24 protein-coding genes are annotated in these 22,504 nt (G+C 61.0%); 2 read left to right on the top strand and 22 right to left on the bottom strand.

Annotation, left to right across the window (positions count from 1 at the left end; genetic code table 11):
* Positions 1–2: 2 nt before the first annotated feature.
* The 11 genes from QZM15_RS32645 to QZM15_RS32595 form a co-directional block, all read right to left on the bottom strand.
* A complete protein-coding gene (locus QZM15_RS32645) occupies positions 3–461 on the bottom strand; it encodes a hypothetical protein (protein ID WP_109343317.1) in 459 nt (152 codons plus the stop codon).
* The gene (locus tag QZM15_RS32640) at positions 458–886 is read right to left on the bottom strand and encodes an HNH endonuclease signature motif containing protein (RefSeq protein ID WP_011695064.1); all 429 of its coding nucleotides are present in this window, start codon (positions 884–886) and stop codon (positions 458–460) included. The genes QZM15_RS32645 and QZM15_RS32640 overlap by 4 nt, the downstream gene beginning before the upstream one ends.
* Positions 883–1,704: a hypothetical protein gene (locus QZM15_RS32635; RefSeq protein WP_109343347.1), complete on the bottom strand. Its 822-nt coding sequence runs from the start codon at positions 1,702–1,704 to the stop codon at positions 883–885. Before QZM15_RS32635 ends, QZM15_RS32640 begins: the two co-directional genes overlap by 4 nt.
* Positions 1,697–3,043, bottom strand: a complete 1,347-nt coding sequence (locus QZM15_RS32630; protein WP_226094268.1) for a TrbI/VirB10 family protein — start codon at positions 3,041–3,043, stop codon at positions 1,697–1,699. Before QZM15_RS32630 ends, QZM15_RS32635 begins: the two co-directional genes overlap by 8 nt.
* Complete coding sequence (locus QZM15_RS32625; RefSeq protein WP_174392408.1) at positions 3,012–3,758, bottom strand: type-F conjugative transfer system secretin TraK; 747 nt, start codon at positions 3,756–3,758, stop codon at positions 3,012–3,014. The genes QZM15_RS32630 and QZM15_RS32625 overlap by 32 nt, the downstream gene beginning before the upstream one ends.
* A complete protein-coding gene (locus QZM15_RS32620) occupies positions 3,755–4,366 on the bottom strand; it encodes a type IV conjugative transfer system protein TraE (RefSeq protein ID WP_109343318.1) in 612 nt (203 codons plus the stop codon). Before QZM15_RS32620 ends, QZM15_RS32625 begins: the two co-directional genes overlap by 4 nt.
* Before the next feature lie 4 nt (positions 4,367–4,370).
* Entirely contained in the window at positions 4,371–4,658 is a 288-nt protein-coding gene (gene traL, locus QZM15_RS32615) for a type IV conjugative transfer system protein TraL (protein ID WP_089487643.1), read from the bottom strand.
* Between the two features lie 12 nt (positions 4,659–4,670).
* Complete coding sequence (locus QZM15_RS32610) at positions 4,671–5,069, bottom strand: hypothetical protein (RefSeq protein WP_109343319.1); 399 nt, start codon at positions 5,067–5,069, stop codon at positions 4,671–4,673.
* 179 nt (positions 5,070–5,248) lie between these two features.
* A complete protein-coding gene (locus tag QZM15_RS32605; protein ID WP_109343320.1) occupies positions 5,249–5,638 on the bottom strand; it encodes a hypothetical protein in 390 nt (129 codons plus the stop codon).
* Entirely contained in the window at positions 5,635–6,282 is a 648-nt protein-coding gene (locus QZM15_RS32600) for a lytic transglycosylase domain-containing protein (protein ID WP_226094267.1), read from the bottom strand. Before QZM15_RS32600 ends, QZM15_RS32605 begins: the two co-directional genes overlap by 4 nt.
* A 567-nt stretch (positions 6,283–6,849) precedes the next feature.
* Complete coding sequence (locus QZM15_RS32595; RefSeq protein WP_034192245.1) at positions 6,850–7,101, bottom strand: hypothetical protein; 252 nt, start codon at positions 7,099–7,101, stop codon at positions 6,850–6,852.
* Positions 7,102–7,383: 282 nt separating this feature from the next.
* Here QZM15_RS32595 and QZM15_RS32590 point away from each other — a divergent pair, with 282 nt between their 5' ends.
* Complete coding sequence (locus tag QZM15_RS32590; protein WP_109343322.1) at positions 7,384–8,001, top strand: helix-turn-helix transcriptional regulator; 618 nt, start codon at positions 7,384–7,386, stop codon at positions 7,999–8,001.
* On the opposite strand, the gene QZM15_RS32585 is transcribed toward QZM15_RS32590, so the two are convergent.
* From QZM15_RS32585 to QZM15_RS32565, 5 genes are all read right to left on the bottom strand, one after another.
* Positions 7,988–8,779 carry a VUT family protein gene (locus QZM15_RS32585; protein WP_226094266.1) on the bottom strand — a complete coding sequence of 264 codons (792 nt, stop codon included), beginning with the start codon at positions 8,777–8,779 and terminating at the stop codon, positions 7,988–7,990. The two genes, QZM15_RS32590 and QZM15_RS32585, sit on opposite strands and share 14 nt — an antisense overlap.
* A gap of 188 nt (positions 8,780–8,967) precedes the next feature.
* Positions 8,968–9,444 (bottom strand): cupin domain-containing protein, encoded by a 477-nt coding sequence (locus QZM15_RS32580; protein ID WP_226094265.1) that lies wholly within the window; start codon positions 9,442–9,444, stop codon positions 8,968–8,970.
* Positions 9,445–9,906: 462 nt separating this feature from the next.
* Entirely contained in the window at positions 9,907–12,801 is a 2,895-nt protein-coding gene (mobF, locus tag QZM15_RS32575; protein WP_109343324.1) for a MobF family relaxase, read from the bottom strand.
* A 6-nt stretch (positions 12,802–12,807) separates the two neighbouring features.
* Positions 12,808–14,916, bottom strand: coding sequence for a type IV secretion system DNA-binding domain-containing protein (locus QZM15_RS32570; RefSeq protein WP_109343325.1), 2,109 nt, complete (start codon positions 14,914–14,916; stop codon positions 12,808–12,810).
* Positions 14,909–15,310 carry a hypothetical protein gene (locus tag QZM15_RS32565; RefSeq protein ID WP_011695200.1) on the bottom strand — a complete coding sequence of 134 codons (402 nt, stop codon included), beginning with the start codon at positions 15,308–15,310 and terminating at the stop codon, positions 14,909–14,911. Before QZM15_RS32565 ends, QZM15_RS32570 begins: the two co-directional genes overlap by 8 nt.
* A 1,756-nt stretch (positions 15,311–17,066) precedes the next feature.
* Between QZM15_RS32565 and QZM15_RS32560 the strand changes: the two genes are divergently transcribed.
* Positions 17,067–17,378 (top strand): hypothetical protein, encoded by a 312-nt coding sequence (locus tag QZM15_RS32560; protein ID WP_109343349.1) that lies wholly within the window; start codon positions 17,067–17,069, stop codon positions 17,376–17,378.
* A gap of 164 nt (positions 17,379–17,542) precedes the next feature.
* Here QZM15_RS32560 and QZM15_RS32555 read toward each other — a convergent pair whose 3' ends face one another.
* The 6 genes from QZM15_RS32555 to QZM15_RS32530 form a co-directional block, all read right to left on the bottom strand.
* Positions 17,543–17,842 (bottom strand): addiction module antidote protein, encoded by a 300-nt coding sequence (locus QZM15_RS32555; RefSeq protein ID WP_011695198.1) that lies wholly within the window; start codon positions 17,840–17,842, stop codon positions 17,543–17,545.
* Position 17,843: 1 nt separating this feature from the next.
* Positions 17,844–18,137, bottom strand: coding sequence for a type II toxin-antitoxin system RelE/ParE family toxin (locus QZM15_RS32550; RefSeq protein ID WP_109343326.1), 294 nt, complete (start codon positions 18,135–18,137; stop codon positions 17,844–17,846).
* Between the two features lie 104 nt (positions 18,138–18,241).
* A complete protein-coding gene (locus tag QZM15_RS32545) occupies positions 18,242–18,385 on the bottom strand; it encodes a hypothetical protein (protein ID WP_163125531.1) in 144 nt (47 codons plus the stop codon).
* Between the two features lie 57 nt (positions 18,386–18,442).
* The gene (locus tag QZM15_RS32540; protein WP_109343327.1) at positions 18,443–18,664 is read right to left on the bottom strand and encodes a DUF3717 domain-containing protein; all 222 of its coding nucleotides are present in this window, start codon (positions 18,662–18,664) and stop codon (positions 18,443–18,445) included.
* A gap of 48 nt (positions 18,665–18,712) precedes the next feature.
* Positions 18,713–18,979, bottom strand: a complete 267-nt coding sequence (locus QZM15_RS32535) for a hypothetical protein (RefSeq protein ID WP_109343328.1) — start codon at positions 18,977–18,979, stop codon at positions 18,713–18,715.
* A gap of 1,043 nt (positions 18,980–20,022) precedes the next feature.
* Entirely contained in the window at positions 20,023–22,140 is a 2,118-nt protein-coding gene (locus QZM15_RS32530) for a ParB/RepB/Spo0J family partition protein (protein ID WP_109343330.1), read from the bottom strand.
* Positions 22,141–22,504: the final 364 nt, after the last annotated feature.

Here is a 22,504-nt window from a genome sequence, read left to right as displayed (position 1 = left end):
GGTCAGTCCTCCACGGGCTTGCGGCGTTGCACGAAGTCCCACAGCGCGGCCGGCAAGAACCGCGCCTCTGCACCTCGCTGGTCGAGCATCATCGCGACGTTGGCAACATCCACGGGATCGCCCATCGCGACGACCTCGATAAGCTCGCTCGCGAGCTTCATCGCCGAGACGGTCGCGGGGTCGCGCCATCCGCTACGGCCTTCTTGACGCTTCTTTGCGAGCTTGCGTTTCATCCGCGCAGCGAAGAGGTCGACGGCGACATCGTCCGGATGCACTGAGCCAGCGCGTCGGTTCCAGGCGGCTGCAGCGGCAGCGGCGTCGTTGAAGAGCAGCACCATCTGATAACCGGGGCACGCGAGATCGACGCAACTCGCACCGAACATCGCCTCGGAAACACGCATGACCGCGTCAACGTCGCAGTACGGACACGGGACAAGTTGATGATCGCGGGGAGAGTTCATTGAAGTTCTCCAGAGACGGCCGCGCGCGCAGCGACGCGCTCGAAATAGAAGACGACAGGCGCCCCGGTTTCCTCGATCAACCCGTAGCACTTCGCCAGGCGATAGATCGGGTGATACGCGTTGAGCGAGGAGACATGCTTCATGAGCGCTTGGCGCCACTGCTCAAGCGACATCTGCCCCTTGCTGATGTTGCAAGGCGGACAGGACGGCATGTAATTCGACTCGACGTCACGCTCCGGATGCCTCGACGGGCCGCTCACAAGCTTCCATTGGCCATCCGCGGTGCGCTTGGTCTCGACCGCGCGTACAACCGGGTCTAGATGGTCGCCGTGCCACCGATCGGGCAACGGCATTCCGCAATACGCGCAGTGTCCGTCGTACTTGCGCCGGAGCCGATCGCGCTGTGCTTTGGAGAGTCGGCTCACGCTTTATGCTCCGAGGCAACAGCGGCAGCATCGTGACAGACGGCTGCAGCGGGTCCCGCTGCATTTGCGGAGCGGATCACAATCTCCACCTGCTCCCAGAGCAAGGGCTTGCAGTCACGCGCAAGTTCGTTCGGAAAGCCGGTAACGCCGATGGCACCGGTGGGTGTCCTGATGTCGAGTTGGCCGCCCATAACCGGACTGCTGGAAATCTTCGTGAGCTCGCCGGCGGCAATGATCTCGTCGGGCGACGCGGGGGCAGACGCGATAGCCTCGCCCTTATACCAGTGCATCATGGCGAGCAGGCCGATATCGATGGGGTCGCCCTTGTCGACGTGCGAGCGCAACATCGTCGATAGGTCATCCCGTTGCGCGCTCCACCAGCCGGCACGCCCCTGGGCTCTACCCACTGCCATCTTTGCCTTCAACTCGCTGGTGAACCCGTCGAGTGCCGCATCGTCGAACGCTGCCGCGCTGGTGAGCGGATTCGCGTCGGTCACACTGGTAACAGCTGACGAGCCGAGCTCGTTGCTGGAGAGGTCCAGCAGATCCGCAGCTTGCTTAAGAAATTCCAGGAAGCCCGATTGAAACGCGGGATCACCGCGAAATCGATCGGCACCGATATCCGCGAATCCGCGCACGTGCTCGGCAATGAGCGAAGCCGCACCGAGCCAACCGGCAAGCGCCCTGCGCATTCCCGGTTGGCGGTAGTTGCCGTCTCCATCCTGCGTGAACGACGCTTCGTGGTCCGCTTCGTCCGCACACCGCTGCATTGCGGCCTCGAACGCGGCCATGGTCACGCTCTTCGTTTCATCAATCATCGGAGTAGCCCCCATCGTTAGCACGGCCATCGTTGGCCAAGCCATCGTTGATGTTGCTGATATCGGAGAGGGCGCCGTCGTATTCGGCTCCCTTTGTCACGGCGAACTCGACAATGCGGCCACCGTCCGTTTCGATCACGGGGAAAAGCTTCTCAGCCGTGCGGATGTAGTACTGCTTAAGAGCGTCGGCGCCTCCAGAGACGCCACTGCCGATAGCAGCACGGCCGACCTGGCTCGGATTGATAATGGAGGTGGACCCAAGGGCGGTATTACTGAGGGTGTTGGCGGACTGATTGAACGCTTGCCCAATCCCGGACGAGATACCGGCGAACACCGACATGGCCAATGCCGATCCCGCCTTCGAGACGAGCCGACCTCGCACACCCTCCTTGCCGTCCTCGCCCATCACGTTGCCCTTGATCGGCATTTCCACGGTTCGGCCGTTCTTCAAGATGCAGTCAAGCGTTTCGCCGCGCATGTGAGTGCGCTCGCTGGACACATCGCCATACGCCTGCGTCAGAATCCGGCACTCCGTGATGTCGAGCTTCCGGCTGTTCGGCAGATTGGCTGGGTCCAATACCTGGAGGAACACGGGAAGCGGGTCGTGCTGCGCCTCACCGCCCGTTGGGGCGTCGACACCGTTCATCATGAATACGCGAACAAATGAGGAGCCCGGGATGAAGCTGACTTTCTTCTTGCCGTTGGCCTTCAGGCAGTCCTGCTGTGCGCGTGTCGCCTGATCCAACGGCAACGACGAGTAGCGGGGGTCGACGCAGTCGGCCCCGTTGCCGGTCGGTGTATTGAATTGAATGATGGCGAGCTTTGGAGGGGCAGCAGCCATATCGACACCGGGCTTGCCGGATTTGCCGAATGGCGGATTCAGGATTGCGCCCGTCTTGGCCGGGGCCCCGTTGAGGGGAATTGGCTTGTCCAGGGCCGCGCGGTCTGCCGTTGCTCCGGACGCGGGCGCGGGCGCGCTTGCCGGCGTGCTCTTCATCGCGTCGATCCGCTTACTGAGCTCTTCCTGGGCTTTCGACAAGGCTTTCATCTGCGACACGGCATCGTCGGCGCGCGAATCTATACTCGACATCCTGCGCGTAAGCTCAGCAAGTTGCGCCTCGGAGTGAGCCCGCCAGGCATTGCGATCGTTCTGGTCGCCGAGGCTCGTAAACGGCACCTTCGTGGTGAACTGACGATTGGCCGGCCCGCTCTGCGTGAAGAACATACCAACGGCGAAGAGGCCAGCGAGGACGGCGAAACCGGCCACGGTCAGGATCCGCTGGCGGCGCTTGGTTGCTTGATTGACATCACTCATGGTCGCCCCGCTCACGAACGACATAGACGATCGTGCTGGCGCCGGCCGGCAGGTTTGCGTTTTCGATTGCGATGGCGAGCACGCCCGGCGCGTAGAGTTCGCGCTCGTCGAGAGCCATGTCAGTGTGCGAGGTATTCGAGAGCGTGTACGTCTCGCCAATGAAATCGCCGTCGCTGTACTGACGGACCAGCGTCAATACAGCCTCCTTCCAGAGCGGCACGACAGTGTCGAGCGACGTGTACGACAGCTGCGGTGCCCCCCGACCACCGGCCATCGCCAGCATCATGAGTTTCACCCGTCGTTGAAAGGCCGATGCGTGGAGCGCCTGGGTCGAGCGCGCTGCAGGCGGTTCGATACGGACATCTTCGGCCGGTCGCGGACCAGGTACGAGCAACAAACGGTAGGTGGTGCCAGCGTCATCGATCACGAACACCGTGATCGACTCATTCAGCGCGGTGGGATTCGCGGGCATGAGCCAGAGCTTCCCGCCGTCTTGCGTCCACGAGATCGAGCCTGGTACGGCTGGCACGATCTTCGAAAAGCTGCGCCCCCCGGACATTGACAGAACGTTGTATTCCGCCGCGGAAATCGAGACCTGCTGCACTTGCCGATCCGCTCCCTTGACGACCTGGATCGCATGCGCACTAGCGGTAATAAGGAGCATCACGGCGGTAGACATGAGGCGCGGCCTGAAGGCCGTGCACAATTTCTGCGACTGTCGACTGAAGGCAAATTTCATGATGCGGGAGTCTCCGTTGTGACCAGCGGCTCGACGCCTTGTTTGCCGCGCGTGGCTTCTCGGATGTCGAGGAGGACCAAGCGGCCGAAGACGGTGATTCCGAAATAGACCTCGTAGGTCTTTTGTTCCGAGCTCGTGCGTTTGCCGGAGATGTAGGTGGTCAAGGTGCCGGTGACCTTCACGGCCTTGTTGCGGAAGTCCACCTCACCTACCCCCATCGGCTCGAAGACGTTCGTCACGCCGTCGTGCTTGATCTGCAGCGCGTCGGCCTCCCATTCGGTCTTGAGCGCGGCGCGCCGATCGTCATCGACCATGGACAGGAGAATCCGTACGTTGTTGTCGACGGTGGTCGGCGTGACGCTTTTGGAAAGGGCGAGCACGTACGCGGCCTGATCGGCGAGGTACTGGTCGTTCGCATACCGGGCCCCGATGACGTAGGTGCCGCGAACGGCTGGCGGCATGATGATGACGCGCTGCGTGATGACCAGCCATGCGCAGGTGAGGGCTATGACCACACTGGTGGTGCCGTTCCCGAGCAGCACTTTCTTCAGAAAGCGGTTCTCGGCCTGCAGCTGTTCGCGTGATTGGGCGGCTTTACCGGGTGTCATCGAATCACCCGTTCAGTTCGCGAAGATCGGACGGCGGAAACTTCTTCGGCGCCGGCTGACCCAATACCCAGTACATGACGTGAGCCGACATACCGGGATGCTGTCCCGAGCTGAACTTCTGCCAAAGCGCCGCGACCGCAACGCCCGCGACCAGACCGAGCAGGGTGTGGTTAAGCAACACACCGCCGATCGTGCCAGTGAGCCCGATCGCAGCTACATCCTTGCGAAAGAACAGAAACTTCTCCGGGTCGTCGAGGCGACTGGGTACGTAGTGACTGAGATCATCCGACATCGCCGCCCCCGGTCAGATCGTCGCGGTGTAGCTGGCGTCGATGATGCTAACGATCACGCCGGTCAGGATGCCGATTCCCGACGGGACAACGAAAGCACCGTAATCCTTCACGAACATCGCACGCACGCTTCCGAACAGCAAACCAGCGATTGCGCAGGATTTACCGGGATTGCCTTTGGCCCATCCCTCAAGGGTAGTTGCCCCTTGCTGGAACTCCGCGCCGTCCGTTCCGAACGCGTAGCGTGCGACCATCATCAGCGTGACCGCGAGGATCACGGCAGCGACGAAGTTCAGCGTTTCACGCACTTCGGATTTCTCCAGAAGCGCCTTCGCGCGATCCTCGAAAGCAACGAGGGCGCTCGCGGCTCGATATTCGAGCATCTCGAGCTGGTTGAATTGAGCGGTATTCATCTAGTCCTCATGTGGTAGGTAGCCAGCAGCGCGGGCCGGGGGTTGTGCTCGCGCCGCTACATGCAGCGCGAGCACAATTCAGGGGGAAAGTAGTTAAACGAACAATCGAACTTGTATTACGGATTACTTACTATCGCGTTTCCTCCTTGGTCGAGTGGTGAATCGGTGAGCTGCGCGGACTAACGGCCCGCCAGGTGCTTAGACGCCGTCCCGACCGCGGTGCCCGCGGTGCAAAGCGTTCGATTCGCCACCTTCGCGACTCGGTGGACATGTCGGATTCGCGCGTGCAGGGATCGGTGGCGCTTGGCGATCGGCGTGGAAAACGCTTGAATGGGCCGGGTTTCTGCAGCCAATACAGGGAGCGATAGATTCTCTTGAACGACGGGCGCCGGCGCCGCGAGGTGCTTGATTGTCGGTTCAGGGCACGAGTCGCCGGAACAGAACACGTAGCGGCCGGAGCCGGGTTCGCCGATCTGCGTGACGTCGTAGTCCGGAAGACGGGAAGACGCAAAGCAGGCTTGAGCAAGGGTCCCGACAATCAGGCCAAGAAGAGGGACGAGGCGCATCATCGCGCGCCTCCTTCGGCGACCTTGCCGAGCGCCGACTGGGCGCGATAGCCCGCATATGCACGCTGCACCAGCCGGACATAGCGCGCCTGGGCGGCGATGTTCGTGGAACTGGGCCCTGTGTTGTAGCAACCGACGGCGGCCCAGGTCGCGCCCTTGGCCTGGATGCAGTTGGCGAGCACCCACGCGCTGAGCTTGAGGTTCACGCAGGGGTTCAGGAGGTCGCGTTGGGTGACGCCGTAGCTGACGAGCTCGGGAAGATGGATATCGTTGATTTGCGCTGCCCCCCATGCCCTGTGGCCGTCCGGCAAGCGCGGCCCAATGGCGCCGGGCACGCCACGGGATTCGACCCAGGTTATCGCCCGCAGGAGATCGGGATCGAGGTGATAGAGGGCTGCAGCCTCATTGAAGATATTGCCCTCGCAAACGTCCGCGGTTGCTGGCGGAGAAGCGAGCAGGGCGATCGTGGCAGCAACTGCCACGCAGAAGGTGCGCATCGCACGCGATGAGTGGCGACGCACGGAATAAAAAACGTAGCGTATCGGGTTGCCCCGAAACGCTACGAGACCGCCTGCAGTCGAGGCACTGAGAGAAGAAAGCGACAGGCGGGATACGAGCGAAAGCTGCTCGTACCGAAAGAGCAACATGGAGCAAAAAGGGGGTCTGTCCGAATAGATGCGTGACACCGAACCCGCAGGGCAAGACACGCCGCTGCGGAGGAGGTTTGACGCGGAACAGCGATCGAATGTCTTGCTCGCGCGTGATATTCCAGTGCGGTGGACAAGGCGTATCGCCGTCGCCTTAAAAAGGGACGCATCGAACGCGTCAACCCCGAAGGATTGACGTACAATATCTGTAGCCACGAGTGGTCTCTCTCAGCTTTCCCAGCTATTTGCTTGTGGTCAGGACATATGGGGTGTTGGCGCACCCTGTATGTCCGTCTTAATTAACTACAACTGCACAACACAGACATGAATGTTCGGAGACTTTCCGAATCTGCGACGTGACGATATTCGAAGCGCCGCACATGTTTTTTTGTTCACTTCAAAACCCACGGCGGTCAATTGACCAAGATCGCGTACAGAACAGCTAGTCACACGTGGGCAGCGCTCAGAACTCATTACGCTTTCGCGCGAGCGGCTCAGAGGCCGGGCCGACTTCGCATCGGTAAACCTGGCGACTGCCGCTACCTGGATCTACCAGGTTCGTACCGCTCATCCCTTTGGATTCCACTGCAGGGTGATCACGTTAACGTTCAGCTCGTGCTTCTCAAAGTACTTCATCATGCTATCCAGGCTTGCCCATGTCCTCGGTTCATTGCGGAACGTATACAACGTGTGCAAGCCCTCTTTCCAAGACAGTTCGACGACGAAGAGATAGCCCCTATCCGTACGCAAAACCGATGCATGCTTGATAGCGTTGTTCTTCGCGGCATCCCGAAATTCCGCCTCAGTAATCTTGCTCAACCCACCCTCCAATGTGCTCAACTGGAGGATAGTAAAGCGATAGCTACCGATTCGGATGGTTCGATTCAATTTCTACCAACATCACCTGTATTGCACTGCATTAGATCATGAGTTGCATTGCAAAACAACATATTTTGCAAGGCGCAGCGGGAGACTACGGTCTTGTCCTCCCACCCTGACCAGCGCCGATCGGTCGACCAGCAAACGACGTTACCAACTGTAACAGGATGTTGAAAATTTTCAACTCCTTCGTTGAACAAAAATTAGGGTCGGGCATAGCGCGTGAAGAAAAAGGAAGAACTTGCAAGCCTAGCGGCCACGTTTGTGGCAACGGTCAAACATTTGCAGCAGGAGGCCGGCGTCAATGACTCGGAACTGTCGCGCGCGATCGATCTTGACCGGGGCACGCTCAGCCGCCTGTTATCGGGTGAAACTATCGATCCGAGACTGAGCACGATTTCGGCAATCGCCCGGTTTTTCGCCGTTCCGATGTCGTCCCTCTTCGGCGAAGAGAGCAGGGGGTTCGTGCCTGTCTATGAGCAGCGGAGTCTGCGCGACGCGCGAAAAGTATCCGCGGCGCCGCGCCACGGTCAGCTGTGGATCAGGGTATCGAACGCAAATTCGAGTCGATTTGCGATTGCACTCGCCCCCAAGAGCCGCACTGAACCGCTTCCGCACAATGCCATCCTTGTCATCGGAGATTATGCTTCTCTTGATTCAGGCGATTTTGCATTTGTCGAAGTAGGTGAACAAACTTACACCTTCGTCAAGTTGACGGATGGCGAAAAACTCATCGGTTACGACATAGAATCAACCTCAAAGCGCCGGCCCATATTGATAAATGAGCAAGCGATCATCGGAAAAGTTGTCGAAATTATAATGGGCGCTAGCTCCGAATGAAATTCACCTTATAGTCGTAATGATCGACACCATCACGCGACTTTATCCAGAGAACGATTCTGGAAAACAAGACAGAGAACGCCATTTCGTACAACATCTTTATCGTAATTTGTGCAAGCACGATCTTGAGAAGCACAGTCATCGGCACAACGCCGTAGAACAATAGTGTCCCAAATAGAACGCTATCGACGACTGCTCCGACTGCATTGGCCGCAAGAAAACGAAGAATCAGGGCGCGGCCTCTTAGTGCGATCTTCAGCCTAGATACGACCAGCGAATTAGATAACTCGCCTGCGAAGTAGCCGACAGCCGACGCGCCCAGCGCCCTCATCATTTGATGGGACACTCCGAGAACGCTACCGCCCAGCCATCCCGCCTTCTCGAGCGACAGAATAATCAGAATAACCGGGATGTTCACTAAAAACGCACCCCATATCACATGGCGACTTACAACAAATCCATACGTCTCCGTTATGCAAGCCCCAAAGCAATACGTCAACGGAAAAACGACCAGCGCGGTTGGAAAGAGGACGCTGTACCCCTGCAGGAACGGCAGGTTGATGGTGGTGATACTATCTCCAATTAAATTGGTAGTGACCAACATCACGCTGAAAAGTGCCGTAAGATAAATAATCCCGTAAGGGAAGTGCGGCACTCGCTCGGTGATGTTCTGGATATTGACGTCGTTGGCATTTACCGTAGCGAGCAATGCGACATCATTGGCAGAGAATTTGCCGATCCAATCCGCCTCTAACAGTTCACCAACGGGTAGCTTCATCGAAATACCCGTATCATTCACGCGCACTCTCGCGACCGAAAATCGCTTTTCACCATCCTTCGGAAGAATCGCCTCTACCTGGCATCTCGGGATACTATTTGCCGTCACCATAATTGCGCCTGTTCAAAATCTATCCGCCAAACAACCAAAAGCACCACCGGCCTACCTTGGAAAACCGAACACTTACGTCACTTTGGCAGATTCTGATACGCCATCTTCATTATGATATCTCGATATTGTGGATACTTTCCCAGCAACTCGGACTGAGTAAGAATTCTATAATCAGCATCGTCAAATCCCGGCACAACAGCGCAACTGACCAAAGTGTAATCACCTGAATCGACCGACGCCCCGAAAATCCACCCTCCGCGCATAACTACAGAAAGTACCTCCCCATGTTCCACGTTCGGGCCGAGACGGACCGTCCGATATGCTCCCGCTTCATCGATGACGTGCATGGTGAGTGGGTCGCCAGAGTGGTAGTACCATATTTCATCGGATATCATCTGATGGAGGTGCGACGGGCTATCATGGGTCACCATGAAATAGATTCCACTATAATTTTTCCTTTCAGCGCCGCTCGCCGTTTTTCGATAAATGTCAGAACCAAACGCGTATCTAAAATAGCCTCCTTCCGGATGAGGCTCCAGACCGAGTTTCTCCATCCAGAATTCCCTGGATTCGTGAGGTCTGCTGCGATTTGAACTTGACATAACTTTTCCCGCAGATATCATGAAAATTATTACAAAAATCGAAACGAAGGTGACTCGTGGAATCACCGCCTTCGGCCCTCTACACATAAATTTATTGTTTTTCACAAACATACGATGTGGTTCTAGTTGAAATTTCTACTACATCGCGAGACCGCAGGTGCACGGGGAAATAGTACCGCTGCTGATCCTACACGATGATATCGACATCGATTTGGAATTCTTTACTGCTTTGCAATACGGAGGTTCCCGCGGCGAACAGATGTCAACAAATAGAAAGGTATATTCGAGACTCCAACAGAATTCTTTCGATCTGATTTAATCTGAACGCGCAACGCGCCGGCGACCGAGCAACGTCCCTATAACCGTAGCGGCGAGGCGATGGAACAGCGTGCGTCGCCGGCGCGCGCCGCAACCTTAGTCCGGCTCGATCTGCATCTGTTGCGCAGCTTGTTGACGTCGCTGGCGCTGCGGCTGGGTATTCGCCTGCTCGCCCAACTCATGCTCACGCAGCGTCTCGATGGCGCTTGACTTGTCCTGGTGGCGTGAGACGGCCGCTCGAGCGAGAATTGCGTCGGTCGTGAAAATCTGGAGATCCTCGACCGCCCGGGTGAGCCCGACATAGAAGCTCCGGTCGCCGAAGATCCTACGCACCGTCATCGCGACGTCTGACTGGCGCCGAGCATCTTCCGGACCACGCTCCATTTTGTGTGACGGGATATGCAGCATGGCTTGCTCGCGGGTCGCGCCTTGGCCTGCGTGAACCGTCACCGCATACGCGTGATCCCAATGACGCTGCTCGTCGAGATCCCAAGGAATTTCCTTGCCATCCGCGAGCCGCAGGACCGCCTGGTTCTCGTTGACAGAGACGACGGTCGCCTCGTGACCATTCTTGACGAGCTCGTCGCCGCGGGTGAAGCGAATGACGTCACGCGCGGCGAGATTCCTCGTTTCCGAGAGATACACCTCCACCCGGTTGTACTTCTTCGGTTCCCATTCCATTAGAGACCCGTCGGACTTCCGCAGAACGACGATACCCTCGTCGGGTCGAGTGCCCACAACGCGCATGTATTCGCCGCGGGAGGCGAGTATTTTCTGATAGTCTCGACCGAACCGGACTGTCATATCCTTGGTGTAGTACTGCGCCTCCTTCTGCTTGGCCCGGGTCATATCTCCGTCGGACCGGAAGATGGTGTGTGCCGAGTCGTTGACATCGAGCTCGCCACGCTCCTGCAGCTCCGCCCGAACCGCATTGTTGATTTCGACGCGGTCCTCGTTAAACGGGGTGATGATGATCGTCTGATTTCTTCGTGGTCCCCGGTCGACGTACTGGCGCGCCAACAGGTCGATCAGGTCTCCCGGATCCTCGTGTTCCGTCACGCGCCCAGCTTGCTCGAGAAAGTCGAAGGCGCGAGCGTTACGTAGGAGGTTCAGGTCGGTGAGGGGCTCATCCGTTGCAAGGTCGGCGGTGCCCACGGTGATCGCGACTGCCTGCTGCAGCTCGGGATTCTTCTGGCGCTGGATCTGGGTCATCTGAGCGGTGGCCACGCCCTCGTCCTGCAGGATCTCAAACGGTTTGCCCGCCTCGATGGCCTGCAGCTGGAGGCGGTCGCCAAGGAGGATGACCTTCGCATCCGCTCGATCCGCCATCTTAAATAGGCGAGCCATTTGCCGTTGGGCGAGGAATGATGACTCGTCGACGAGCCAGAGCTCGCGCTCTCGTGATAGGTCCGGCACATACTCGCGCAGGACCTTCAAATCATCCTGGCGCCGCTGCTCATGAATCTCGAACATCGTAACCGTATCGGCCTGGATACCGGAGTCGTTCTCGAGCTGCTTGGCAGCCTGGCCGGTTGCGGCCATCCCTCGTACAAGCCAACCCTGCTCGTGCGCGACCTGGACTGTTCCCTTGACCATCGTGGTTTTGCCCACGCCGGCGAGCCCCTGCACCGCGACGATCCGGTCTCTGCTCGTCAGCGCATGCTCGATCGCGCCTCGCTGGCCGGGGGTGTAGTCGAAGGTGGGATCGTTCCGCTCCGCACGCGCGGTGGCGATGGCCTGTTCGATTTTGGACCGGACTAATTCGGCAGGCGCGATCGGCGGCGTCGCATCTCGCTGCGCGAGCGCGTTCTCGACCGTCCAGCGCTCCGTGTTGAGCATCTTCTCGGTGGTAATGTTGCCGTCCGGAAGGTCGACGATCTTGCCTTGATGGACCAGCTTTTTGTAGGCATCGAGAATTTGATTCGGAGACGTTCGGCCGACCGCATGTTCGAGCGCGGTCTGGACGAGGTCATATTGGTTCAGCACGATTTCGCGCTCACCGAGGTGAGACGCAGCGAACCGTAGGGCTTCAATACCGGACAACTTGACGACCCGTGCATCCGTTCCCGCTTCCCGCGCCTCCCGTGCCTTCTGCTGGATGACGCTGTAGTCGAGGCCGACTGCTTGTGCGCGCTCACGCCATTGAACCGACAAGGCCTCATGGTCGACGCCGACCTTGCGTTCGCGGGTCGCGAGCACTGCACGCTCCTTCTCGGCGGCCGTGGCGTTTGCAGGATCGATTCCGTTGGCCCGCAGCCATCGATCGCGCGCTGCCGAGCGCTGGCTGAAGTGTTCGATCTGCTCTCGAGTGACGCCGACCAGTTCGAAATTCCCGTTCTCGTCGGGTGCCGTGATGGCATAGCCGCGCTTCTGCAACCCGCGCGCTAGCGAGGACGTGTAGATTGCCCCGATCACCTTCTGCTGCACGTACAACTCGTCATTGGTCAGCGATCGCCATTCGCCATCCGCGCGTTGGGTCGCGTTCATGACGAGGGCGTGGGTATGCGTATCGGGGTCGAGATCTCGGCTCGTGTTGTGTCGAAAGAGGGCGGCTACTACATTGCCGGTCGGCTCCACCAGCGTCTGGCCATCGACCGTTTTGCGCGCCTGGGCCACATACGCCTCGACGTACTCGAGCGCCTCCTTGACAGCCTCTTCATGCGCGAGGCGGACCTCGCGATCATCGAAAACTTCTGCGGCAATACTGACGCTCTTCGGCGCCGAAAAGGTCAAGTCGATGCCGGGTCGATGCACAACCTCGGGCTCGCCATTCTCGTCCAGGACGACGCGACCGAGTTGCTGATCGCCGACCTGCCCAGACAGCAGCTTGAAAAAAACGTTGCGATCGACTTGCCCGTTCAGACCTAGGGTGGCCGCCCCCTTGCCGAACCAGGCTGAATGCTCGAGTCCCTGATCGGTGGTGTAGTAGTTATCTTTCGAAAAATAGTGGAGCGCCTGGCCGGCGCTGCCGACATTATGCATGCTCATCATCGCGCGTCACCCCAACAAGTCGCCGAGACCGGCGCGGCCGGTGGGCCGTTCGCCGGTGACTGGCTCGCGGGGAGCCGACGTACTGTGAACTTCGCCGGTGTCACCGTCGACGATTTCGCCAGTCGACAGCGAAATCACATTGGACGGTCGTGCTACGCAGCCAGAAGTGTTCGGCGCGGGGGCACCGACAGCCGGACCGGCCGAAGCGGCGTTGGTCGCCGAATCCTCGGCGGCCGTGGTCGGTGCGCCGGAAGGATTGGGTGACGGGGAGTGGGACGGGGACGGGTCGCTGCCGGACCTCGCCGTCGGGCTGGGCGGGGAAGGTAGCGCAGTCGATTGTCTCTCCGGCGCAGCCGGACGGTCAGCTGCAGCGCCTGCCGGAAGCCAGAGATCGTACGTTTGGCGCGGGATGAAGGGCGTCACCGTTTGGGGATGGGGGACGTACTCGTACTTGACCCGGGCAACCGGATAGTCGCTCGGCGTGACCAGATAGCCCTGCATGTCGGGCAGGTGCAGGATTTCTGATGAGAGGACGAGATCGCGGAGATTGCGTCGCGCAAAAACGCTCATGCCGTCGCGCCGCTCGTCGATGCCGAGATTCAGGCTTTCCTCCTTTTCGTCGAGGTCGGCCTGACCGATCGCGTTGGCCAACGCCTTGGCCGCGTCACCATCGGTCACGCGCAACAGGAGCTTGGTCTGGCATCCGGAGATGATCGTGCGCGCCAAGTGCTCGCCGTAGATCTGGAAGAGTTGGGAAAAGTCCTGGATGCCGAGTACGAAGCAACCGCCGTACTTCCGAATGTTGGTAACGGCGAGCTTCATGATCTCGAGCTTTTGCAGAGTGGGGAGCTCGTCGTAGAAGTACCAGAGACGTTCGCGATGAATCGGCTTGAGCGTCAGCAGCGAGCGGATGGCGATATCACACCAGAGGCTGATGAGCGGAAGCAGGGCGGTTTTCTGCTCCTCGTTGACGGTAATGAACAGCCAGGAATCGTCGTCTTCATCCTCATTCTGGATCCATTCTCGGATCGAAAATGGCTCGCCTTCGTCGTGCAGGTAACGAAAGCAATCGAGCTGGTTCTGCACGGTCATCTTGAGGCTCATGCCCGTACGCTCAGTGACTGGATCGACGTAGGTCGCCGCAGACTCGCTCGCTAGGATCGCGTGCAATTCCTCGAGATTGCTATGGGCGATGGCCTTGTACAGCGCTGCGTTGGTTCGTTTGTTGTCGCCGCCAAGCGCACGAATCGCTCCCTTGAAAACCATGCGCCCCGCAATCGCGAAGAATGGGTCGGCGACATTCGGCGGAATCGGGATGAGCCCCTCAGCCAGCCCGTCGTAATGGATCTCGCTTTGGATTTCGCGCCAGGCATTCCAGTTCGGGCTACGCGCGTCGAGCGGATTCAGGATGACGTCCTTCCCTTCGCGGTAATACGCAGCGGTGAATTCACCTGATGGGTCATAGACGATCGCCCGTTTTTTGCGGGCGCGCACCTGATCCATCAGCGCAAAAAACTGCTGGGACTTGCCACTGCCTTGGGCACCAGAAAAGAGGGTGCCGAGCACTTCTGCCTTCTTCCGCATCGGCACACCGGCGATGCGATAGGGGCTGGCGTCGTCTCGAGCCTCCAGTTCCTTGATGAGCTCCTTTGCTTTGACGAGCTTGGCACCGCGCACCTGCTTGTCGGTAAGTTTTCCGCGGCCGTACTCCATCCAAAACAGGACGGAAAGGAACGTGACGGCAATAGCGGTTAAAACAGCGTACAGGGCAGCATTGCGCGCATAGACGAAGAACTCGTCGGCAGCATCCTCGGTAAACGACAGCGCCGCAGCGGGCGGCAGTGCCGTGTCGTCGCTGTCGAGATGGAACGAGACGTTCGGATTGGCCATCGGAACGACGGTGAGGATTTCCGCCTCAACGTGCTTGATAGTCAAATAGCGAGTTTCGGCCGACGTGACGAAGTACAGGTATGCACCGCCGGCCAGCGCACCGACGAGAATTGCCGCGATGACAACCGCCACAATCGCACTGGTGAGAAGCTTTGCCTGTTGCCACCAGAGGGCAGTTCCTCGTGAAAAGGTGGCGAGTCCGCTGGGGGAGCGTTGATCAGCCATTGCTCTCTCCCAGCAGTTTCTTGGTAGCGGCTTCGGCGCGATCCTGAGCCTGGTGGAAGAACTGGATGTTTCTGTCGCTGATGATGCTGGTCAGGACTTCGCGGCTGAAGAACACCGCTTGAACCAGTTCGGACGGTAGCGTCTGGACGGACTTGCCGGGGCCGCCATCGGACGGCATGTGCCCACTCAGTTGCTGAATGAGCGCCTTGAGACGCTGGTCGATGAGCGAGACATTTTCGGTGACGACGCCGAGCGCAAGCTGCTTGCGAATGTAGTCGGACAGCGAAACACCGTTCTCTTGAGCCTTGCGTCGATAGAAGCGCTCCGACTCGGGATCGAGTTTGAAGGAGATGGGTTTGGACGCACCTTTTCCCGGCGTTTTGAGACGCGGCATGAAGACCTCGTAGCGAGAGATCCTTACCTTTTTGTGGCCGTGGTTATGTGCGGATTGAGCTGCAGATACGCGCTTCCGTCGTGTGAAGATGTTAGCACATGGTTACGCTTTTTCGTCATACGGCTAGGAGTTTTTCCGATACTAGCGACGATCTCTGCTGCTCGCGTTGTTTTCTCCATCAGCAGCTGCCTCGCGTCTTTAAATAACTGATTTAATTGTTGTTTTCTGGACAGACTGATATTCATTGAATTTAGGTGTACTACCGTGACACCAATGGCGTATTACGCCTATATACGTTGTCAGGCTGGCTTCCGATCGACGTTCGAACGGTAACAAAAGGGTTTTACGGGCGTCATACCGGCATACGCTTTTTCAGGCTTCGAGTTTTGGCTCTAGCTTAGCGATAGCTCTAATTTAGGCGTCCTACCGCTTAAAGGCTTGCGCAGCAAGGCTTTAAGCACCCGCAACGGAGTTGCGTGGTGTGTGACCGTCTGGTCGGGGGGTGGGGCTTGCCCCACGGGTCGCCCCCCGGACGAACGGCATCTGGATGGTGATGCCCGGACGGGTCCGGGTATCACCGGTTTTTCAGCAGGCGTCGCGATCGGCATCGCAGCCAGCAAGAGCGAGGATTTCGTTCCATTGAGGCGTTCGCCTGGTTGAGGCACAGACGCGATTTGCAGGATTTCCTTGGCACGAGGGACGGACGAGAAAAGCAGAAACGGTAGGCGAGCGTCGATCCGTTCAGCACAGGGAAAAAACGGAATAGGAAGGATGATCGGAGGCAGGGAGCGGACTGGGAGAAATTCGGAGCGACGAGGGTGGTTATGCCACGCAGGTTTTCCACATATCCACGGGTCCGGACCGACGTCGCGATGCATCAACATCGCAAGAGCGTCGGCCGCGCGCCGTTTTCCACAACGGTGTTGGTTGTGGGAAACGGCGCGCGGGGACCGGTGGGTATGTGGGAAACCTGCCGGCGTGCGCAGATTTCGGTCGTGGATAGATGGGCGCCGTGCAATAGCCAGAGAGAAAACGCTGTGAGCACGGTTGGTTTGCCGGTTTTCGGCGGGCGCGACTTTGCGGCCGCCGAACTGGGACTGCGCAATGCATGCATTGGGCACTGGAGGGGTGGTCCGCGCGGGGCGGCGCCCGCGGAGATGGGCGGGTGCCGTCCCGCGCGGCGACACCTGCACAAGCACGGCGGCGTCGACTAAATGCGCGAGGAGGTTGAGGCGGCGGCCGCGACGTTGGCGGCCGCCGCGCTCGAGCTGCGCAACGCGTGCATTGCGTCTGGGTGGATGGTCCGCGCCGGGCGGCGGCCGCGGAATGGCGCGGGCGACGCCCGGCGCGGCGACAGCATGAAAGTTGCGATGCCGGGGCTCGGCGAGCTGGTTGGTCGGGCCGGCGGCCGCGACGGTGGCGGCCGCCGTGCTCGAGCTGCGCAATGCGAGCATTGCGCTCTGGCTAGGTGGTCCGCGCGGGGCGGCGGCCGCGCGAAACCGCGGGTGACGCCCCGCGCGGCGACAGCAGGAAAAATGCGGGGGCGCCGGATCAGCGCTCGGAACGGTTGCGTTGGCGGCAACGACGGTGCCGGCGGCTGCGCGCGAGTCGCGCAGCGGGCAATTGCGCCGCGACGAATGAGGCGCGGGGCAGCGGTGCGACAGCGGGGTATCAGGCCCCAGTCCTTTACGTTGCGCGGCCGAATTCCGTTACACTTCGCGGCAAGGGGGAGGGGCAAGATGGAGTGATAGAGGCCATGACAGCAGATGCAGGGAAGACAGCGCGCAAGCCGCGACCGATCGAAGACGAGATCGCGAGGACGGCGGCGAAGCTGAAAAAGCTGCAGGACCAACAGCGCGAGATGATCCGCAGGGAACGCGAACGGAATCAGAAGGCGGTGCTCGAGCTGTTGCGCGCGGAAGGGCTCGACGAGATCCCGGCGGAACAGTGGAAAGAGCGGCTCGAGGTGGTAAAAGTCGCACTCGCGAAACCGGGTGAGACCCCGGTGCCGGCGAAACCCGCCCAGGGCGTGCCGCCAGCCGCTGTCGCCGACGGCGCGTCGGTGTGATAGTTGGGGCAATCCGGCGACGCGCGAAGTATGCGCGGAGCGGGATTGCCCCGATTCATTTGCGCAGCGCGCAAACTGGCTAACGCATTGGTCGCGGGCTGGCGGGTGGTCGCGGCGTAGCGGCGAGCGCCCGCCAGCCCGCGACGCCGCGCAAAAATCCCGGCTCAGGCGTGCTCGTGTACAGGCGTCGTTACGGTCAAAGTGAGGCCGAGCGCGCGCACCACACGCAGGATCGTCGCGAATTCCGGGTTGCCGTGCTCGTCCAGCGCTTTGTAGAGGCTTTCGCGGCCAACGCCCGCATCGCGCGCAATCTGCGTCATGCCGCGCGCACGCGCCACAGTGCCGATGGCTTCCTGAATGTCGGCAGAATCGCCAGTCTCGAACGAAACCCGCAGATATTCGGCCTGCGCCTCGGGTGTGTCGAGGTATTCGGCCGCGTCGAACGGCGTTGTCTTGATACCCATGTCAATCTCCCAATTGCGCCGAAAGCGCGATAGCGCGCTCAATGTCGCGCTGCTGCGTTGACTTGTCGCCACCGCATAGCAGGACGACGAGCGTTGAGCCTCGTTGAACAAAGTAGACGCGGTAGCCGGGGCCGACGTGCACGCGCATTTCGCTCACCCCGGCACCCACCGATTTCACGTCCCCGTACTGGCCGCGCGCGAGCCGTTGGATCCGCTTGGCAATCTGCGCGCGCGCGATGTGGTCGCGTAGGCCGCGCAACCAATTCGCGAAATCGTCTGTCTGCTCGATTCTCATATTCTATACAGTATCCCATGGGATACACAAATTCAAGGTGCGTTCCAGCTACCGGCTGGACGGCCCGGCGACGCGATCCGCGCTCGTCGATGCGGGCACGGTTCTCACGCGACGCGCTCGACCTCTACAAACTGCGAGCCAAAGAGCGATTCCGCACGAGTCCAAGCCTCTTCGTAACTACCTGCGTCGATGATCTCGACGTCGAATCCAGTCTCGGTCTTGTAGGTGATCGCCCACTGTGCGCGCATGTCAAATCTCCCTTGTGAAGTCCCGCTATAACGGACGCGGGTGGCGTCGATGATGCGTTATAGCGAAAACGCGCCGTCGAACACGGCGCGTTGCGCGTCGGACAGGTGCGTCACGTCGATCTGCGTAGCGCCGTTCACGATCATCAGCGCGTAGGGTTCGGCAAGAATCCGCGCTTCGCGGCACAGGATTGGATCACCATCTCCGCTCGGTTTGCGGGCGCGCCAAATGTTGATCGCGCGCTCGATCTGCTCGATATGCAAAACTGTTGTGTTGTTCATCGCTTTCGCTCCGATCGGCGCGCCAGCTTCGGCGCGCCCGCAAATGGGTCAATGGAAGATGCCGAGTGCTTCACGGATGACGCGTTGAGCGCTCGCAGCGCCGTAGCGCTCGCCCCGTGCGTACGCCTTTTCGTAGATCTTGATCGCGACATTGATTTGCCACGCGGTCCAGTCAATCGTGGGCAGCGTAAATGCCAGTTCGCCGTCGTCGCCATGATGTACCGCGATGGAAGGCGCGGCATTTTCGGAACACGCAATCGCGAAAAAACCTTCCGTGATACTTTCGATCATCAGTTCGTCAGTCGGGTAGCTCATCGTAAGTCTCCGGGTTATTGCCAAACCGGCGACCACGCACCGGTTGCTTGGCGAAAAAGGGTGATGCGCTTTGCGGTGCCGTCGATCACGGTTTCGAGCCGCACCGCGCGCGCGTCGTCATCAGGGCGGGTCCAGCGATGCAAGACGCAAATTGGGGCGTCCATAGCGCACCCGAGCCAGTGCGCGGCCGTCGCACGCAGCCGATTTTTCGGGTGTCGAATGCCTGCCTGGCGGTGAGCCTCGGGGGGTGCGGGGGGAACGCCCGCGCGTGTGTGCGTGATTCGGTCGGGGGTGGTTGCGCTCACGGTTTCGTCCTTTTGTGTCGGGTTGTGGATCTGCCATTGGGAGCCGCCTCGACGCGGGTTTAGCGCGGGCAGGCACGGGTGCAAGGGCGCGCCCGGAGGCCGCATGCGGAGCGCAGGCGTAGCCGAGCACCGAACGGGTGAGGACGTGGGCGGAGCGAAGCGCAGCCTTTACCCTTGCGCCCGTGCCTGCCCGCGCTATGCGTCGAAAAAGGGGCGGCTCCCAATGGCAGATCCACGCGCTTAACCCGGCGCAAAAGGATGGAGCGCAACCACACGGTTTCCCCGACCGGATCACGCACACGGCGCGGGGCACGCCTGCCCCGCGCCCCCTCGGCCGGCGTAGCCGGCCGCTAGACCTGCTGTCCGCCCGCGCGCAGCGGGCGCGTACTTCACGAGCAAGCGAAGCGCGCAGCGCCGGAACGGCGCGCAGACGTCAGGGATTGAAGCCCGTAGGGGCGAGACTCGCGCAGCGGGGCTCGACGCGCAGCGCGAAAGCCCGGCCCGCAGCGAAGCGGAGGGAGACGCCCGAGCAGCGAGTCGAGAGAGTGCCGCCAATGCATACGCCACAGCGACGAGCGCGCATGCGCGGCATCGGAAAGGTGATCCTTTACGGGAGCGGCAGAGAATCGGAAAGTGAGAACTTCCGGGAGTGGATCATCACTGCGGCCGGCCCCGCCGACGGAGGCCGACCGGTACGCTACGCCAGCGGGCACGGCGCACCCGCTGGCGTCGATCAGGTCAATCACGCGGCGGCATGCCTTCGCCTTCCGCTACGGCCGCGTCGTCGCGCATGTCATCGGTCGACACAACCGACTCAGGACCGTCCGCCTCCGCTTCCTCGGCGTCCGACGCCTTCGCCGGAACGTCCCACAGCTTCATCCGCACGACTTCAGCCTTCGCGAAATGCTCGGGCAACCAACCGCGCCCCGCGATCAGCCGTTCGGCCTCCGTCGCCGCGTCCGCCTTCTTGAGCTTCGCCACGCGCATCGCATCGGAAGGCGACACGGCCGCGCTCACGACGTCCACAATCCGATCCTTCGAAACGTGATCGAAGTAGCCCGCCTTCGTCGGTTGCCACGCATCCGCGAGATTCAGCCCGAGCGCCGGGATCAGCGCGTTGATCGCGTGCGGCCGCTCATCCGGGCGCAAGCTGTCCACGGACGCCGCGACGTACTGCGCGAGGATCAGCAGCAGGCGCTCGTCGGTCTGCTCGATCAGCCAGCGCAGCAGTGCGTCGCTGTCATTCGGGATGACGCCTCCCCAAACCCGGCGTTGCTCTCGGCGCATCGTGAACGCAAGGTCGTCGTCCAGTTCCGGCGCATGCTTCGTCAGGTTGTGGGAGTGGTCGCGGAACGTCACGTCCAGCGCGCTCCCTTCGGTACTGTGACCGTACTCGCCCGCCAGCAGCCGGTGCACCAGCGCGGCGAGCGCGACGTGCGGCTGCTGCGCAAGGGCGGCGGCAACGGCCGCCGTGCGATGCGCGTTCAGGCGCAGCGTCAGCCTTTCGGAGTGCGGCCCCTTCGCGGCCTTCGCGGCCGGCGCGGCGACGCGCGCGGGCTGACCATCTGACGAGTGGTCGTCATCGTCGTCACCATTCTCGTCACTTTCGGTCGCCGCATCTCCGGCCGGCTCGCGCGCAACGAGTCCGCGCTCGATCACGGGCTCGCCGTTCGCATCAAGCGAGAGAAGCGCGCCAGCTTGCACCATGTCGTCGGGGTGGTAGACGAGCAACGAACCCTCAATTTCGTCCTGACGCATGGTCAACGCGCCTTCTTCGGATTCCAGCCGTTCGGCGGTTTCGTCGTCCATTTCGTCGGCTTCATACAGTGCTGCGATCTCGGCCAGCCGCTGATCGATCGCCGCCAGTTCTTTCGCCACCTCATCGGCGGGTTCCGTTCGACGCGGCAGCACCGGGCGGAACTGCGACCGGGTGGCATGGTCGCGTTCCGGCATGGCTTTCACCCACGCCCAGCCTTCGGCAAGCACGGACGCGCCGAGGGCTTCCAGTTGCTCGGTCGCGAGGCGCAGCATCAGCGCATGATCGCGATACCAAGCGTCCTCGGCTGCGGAGAAAAGGTCGCGGCGCACGGCACCGCCCGCCGCTTCGAACGCCTCGACGCCGACGAACTTCGCGACGCGATTGCTGACGAACGACTGTTCGTCGCGCACGAAGCGGCGACGGATCGCGTGCGCGTCGCGGTTGTACGGCTCGGCTTCGAACCATGCGGCCTCTTGCTCGGCGTGGCTGTCAGACAGCGCAAGCGCCTGCATCTGGTCGAGCTTTAGCTCGCCGGCGCGGAACAGGTCGATCAGCTTCGGCGACACGTGCGCGAGCTTGAGACGGCGCTGCACCGTTTTCGGGTGCACGCCGTACAGGTCCGCGATTTCCTCGATCGACCGGCCGGCTTCAACCTGAATCCGGTATGCCTCGCACGCGTCGGCGGGGTGCATCGGCTCACGCATTTCGTTCTCGGTCGCGGACAGCAGCACGGCATCCTCGACCGGCACGACTTTGCAGCGCACCGGGTAGTCGGCGGGGATGTAGTCGTGTTCGAGCAGGTAGACGAGCGCGAGGCGACGGCGGCCGCCTGCCGCGACGCCGAACGTCTGCGCCTTCCTCGCCCCGACCTTCATCGGGTGCACGATCAGGTTTTGGAGCAGGCCGACCTTCCAGATATTGAGCGCGAGTTCCTTGATGCCCGTCGGAGGCACGCGCCGCACGTTGTAGGGGGACGCGACGAGCCGTTTAAGCGGAATGTCGCGCACGTCGTCTGCCTGGCGGTGAGCCTCGGGGGGTGCGGGGGGAACGCCCGCGTCGTGGGCGAGGGCCGGGATTTCGGTGGTCACTGCGTTCATATAGCCTCCATTGCGTCGGGGTGAAAAATTGCTGCCATTGGGAGCCGCCTCGACGCATGGGAAGCGCTCGCGGGGAGGCGTTGCAGGGGCGCGGGCAAGGCCGCAGCGGTGCGAACCCGCAGGGGGCGCACCGACCGGGCGCAGCACGCGGCGTAGCGCACCCTTGCAACGCCGGGACGCAGCGCTATGCGTCGGGATGAGGCGGCCCCGATGGCAGTCGATTCGCCGACAGTTGGAGGTGGAACGCAGGGACGGTTACCGAAAGCCGGACGTCGCCGGCGCGAGGCCGCTCGCGCGGCCCGAGCGCGAACTCCGCGCACGCGTGCGTGCGCGGCTGGCGGGGCGGCCAGCGCCGGGGCCGGAC

The organism is Burkholderia sp. AU44665, from assembly GCF_030504405.1.
GTDB lineage: Bacteria > Pseudomonadota > Gammaproteobacteria > Burkholderiales > Burkholderiaceae > Burkholderia > Burkholderia semiarida.
Note: the sequence above shows the minus strand (reverse complement) of the source record. Positions and strands in the feature narration are given on the sequence as shown.

What these genes read in the sequence shown, in the direction of transcription:
- QZM15_RS32645 (WP_109343317.1), bottom strand. Translation starts at nt 461, where the DNA reads ATGAACTCTCCCCGCGATCATCAACTTGTCCCGTGTCCGTACTGCGAC.
- QZM15_RS32635 (WP_109343347.1), bottom strand. Translation starts at nt 1,704, where the DNA reads ATGATTGATGAAACGAAGAGCGTGACCATGGCCGCGTTCGAGGCCGCA.
- QZM15_RS32630 (WP_226094268.1), bottom strand. Translation starts at nt 3,043, where the DNA reads ATGTCGTTCGTGAGCGGGGCGACCATGAGTGATGTCAATCAAGCAACC.
- QZM15_RS32625 (WP_174392408.1), bottom strand. Translation starts at nt 3,758, where the DNA reads ATGAAATTTGCCTTCAGTCGACAGTCGCAGAAATTGTGCACGGCCTTC.
- QZM15_RS32620 (WP_109343318.1), bottom strand. Translation starts at nt 4,366, where the DNA reads ATGACACCCGGTAAAGCCGCCCAATCACGCGAACAGCTGCAGGCCGAG.
- traL (WP_089487643.1), bottom strand. Translation starts at nt 4,658, where the DNA reads ATGTCGGATGATCTCAGTCACTACGTACCCAGTCGCCTCGACGACCCG.
- QZM15_RS32610 (WP_109343319.1), bottom strand. Translation starts at nt 5,069, where the DNA reads ATGAATACCGCTCAATTCAACCAGCTCGAGATGCTCGAATATCGAGCC.
- QZM15_RS32605 (WP_109343320.1), bottom strand. Translation starts at nt 5,638, where the DNA reads ATGATGCGCCTCGTCCCTCTTCTTGGCCTGATTGTCGGGACCCTTGCT.
- QZM15_RS32600 (WP_226094267.1), bottom strand. Translation starts at nt 6,282, where the DNA reads ATGTTGCTCTTTCGGTACGAGCAGCTTTCGCTCGTATCCCGCCTGTCG.
- QZM15_RS32585 (WP_226094266.1), bottom strand. Translation starts at nt 8,779, where the DNA reads ATGAAGCTACCCGTTGGTGAACTGTTAGAGGCGGATTGGATCGGCAAA.
- QZM15_RS32580 (WP_226094265.1), bottom strand. Translation starts at nt 9,444, where the DNA reads ATGGAGAAACTCGGTCTGGAGCCTCATCCGGAAGGAGGCTATTTTAGA.
- mobF (WP_109343324.1), bottom strand. Translation starts at nt 12,801, where the DNA reads ATGATGAGCATGCATAATGTCGGCAGCGCCGGCCAGGCGCTCCACTAT.
- QZM15_RS32570 (WP_109343325.1), bottom strand. Translation starts at nt 14,916, where the DNA reads ATGGCTGATCAACGCTCCCCCAGCGGACTCGCCACCTTTTCACGAGGA.
- QZM15_RS32565 (WP_011695200.1), bottom strand. Translation starts at nt 15,310, where the DNA reads ATGCCGCGTCTCAAAACGCCGGGAAAAGGTGCGTCCAAACCCATCTCC.
- QZM15_RS32560 (WP_109343349.1), top strand. Translation starts at nt 17,067, where the DNA reads ATGACAGCAGATGCAGGGAAGACAGCGCGCAAGCCGCGACCGATCGAA.
- QZM15_RS32555 (WP_011695198.1), bottom strand. Translation starts at nt 17,842, where the DNA reads ATGGGTATCAAGACAACGCCGTTCGACGCGGCCGAATACCTCGACACA.
- QZM15_RS32550 (WP_109343326.1), bottom strand. Translation starts at nt 18,137, where the DNA reads ATGAGAATCGAGCAGACAGACGATTTCGCGAATTGGTTGCGCGGCCTA.
- QZM15_RS32545 (WP_163125531.1), bottom strand. Translation starts at nt 18,385, where the DNA reads ATGCGCGCACAGTGGGCGATCACCTACAAGACCGAGACTGGATTCGAC.
- QZM15_RS32540 (WP_109343327.1), bottom strand. Translation starts at nt 18,664, where the DNA reads ATGAACAACACAACAGTTTTGCATATCGAGCAGATCGAGCGCGCGATC.
- QZM15_RS32535 (WP_109343328.1), bottom strand. Translation starts at nt 18,979, where the DNA reads ATGAGCTACCCGACTGACGAACTGATGATCGAAAGTATCACGGAAGGT.
- QZM15_RS32530 (WP_109343330.1), bottom strand. Translation starts at nt 22,140, where the DNA reads ATGAACGCAGTGACCACCGAAATCCCGGCCCTCGCCCACGACGCGGGC.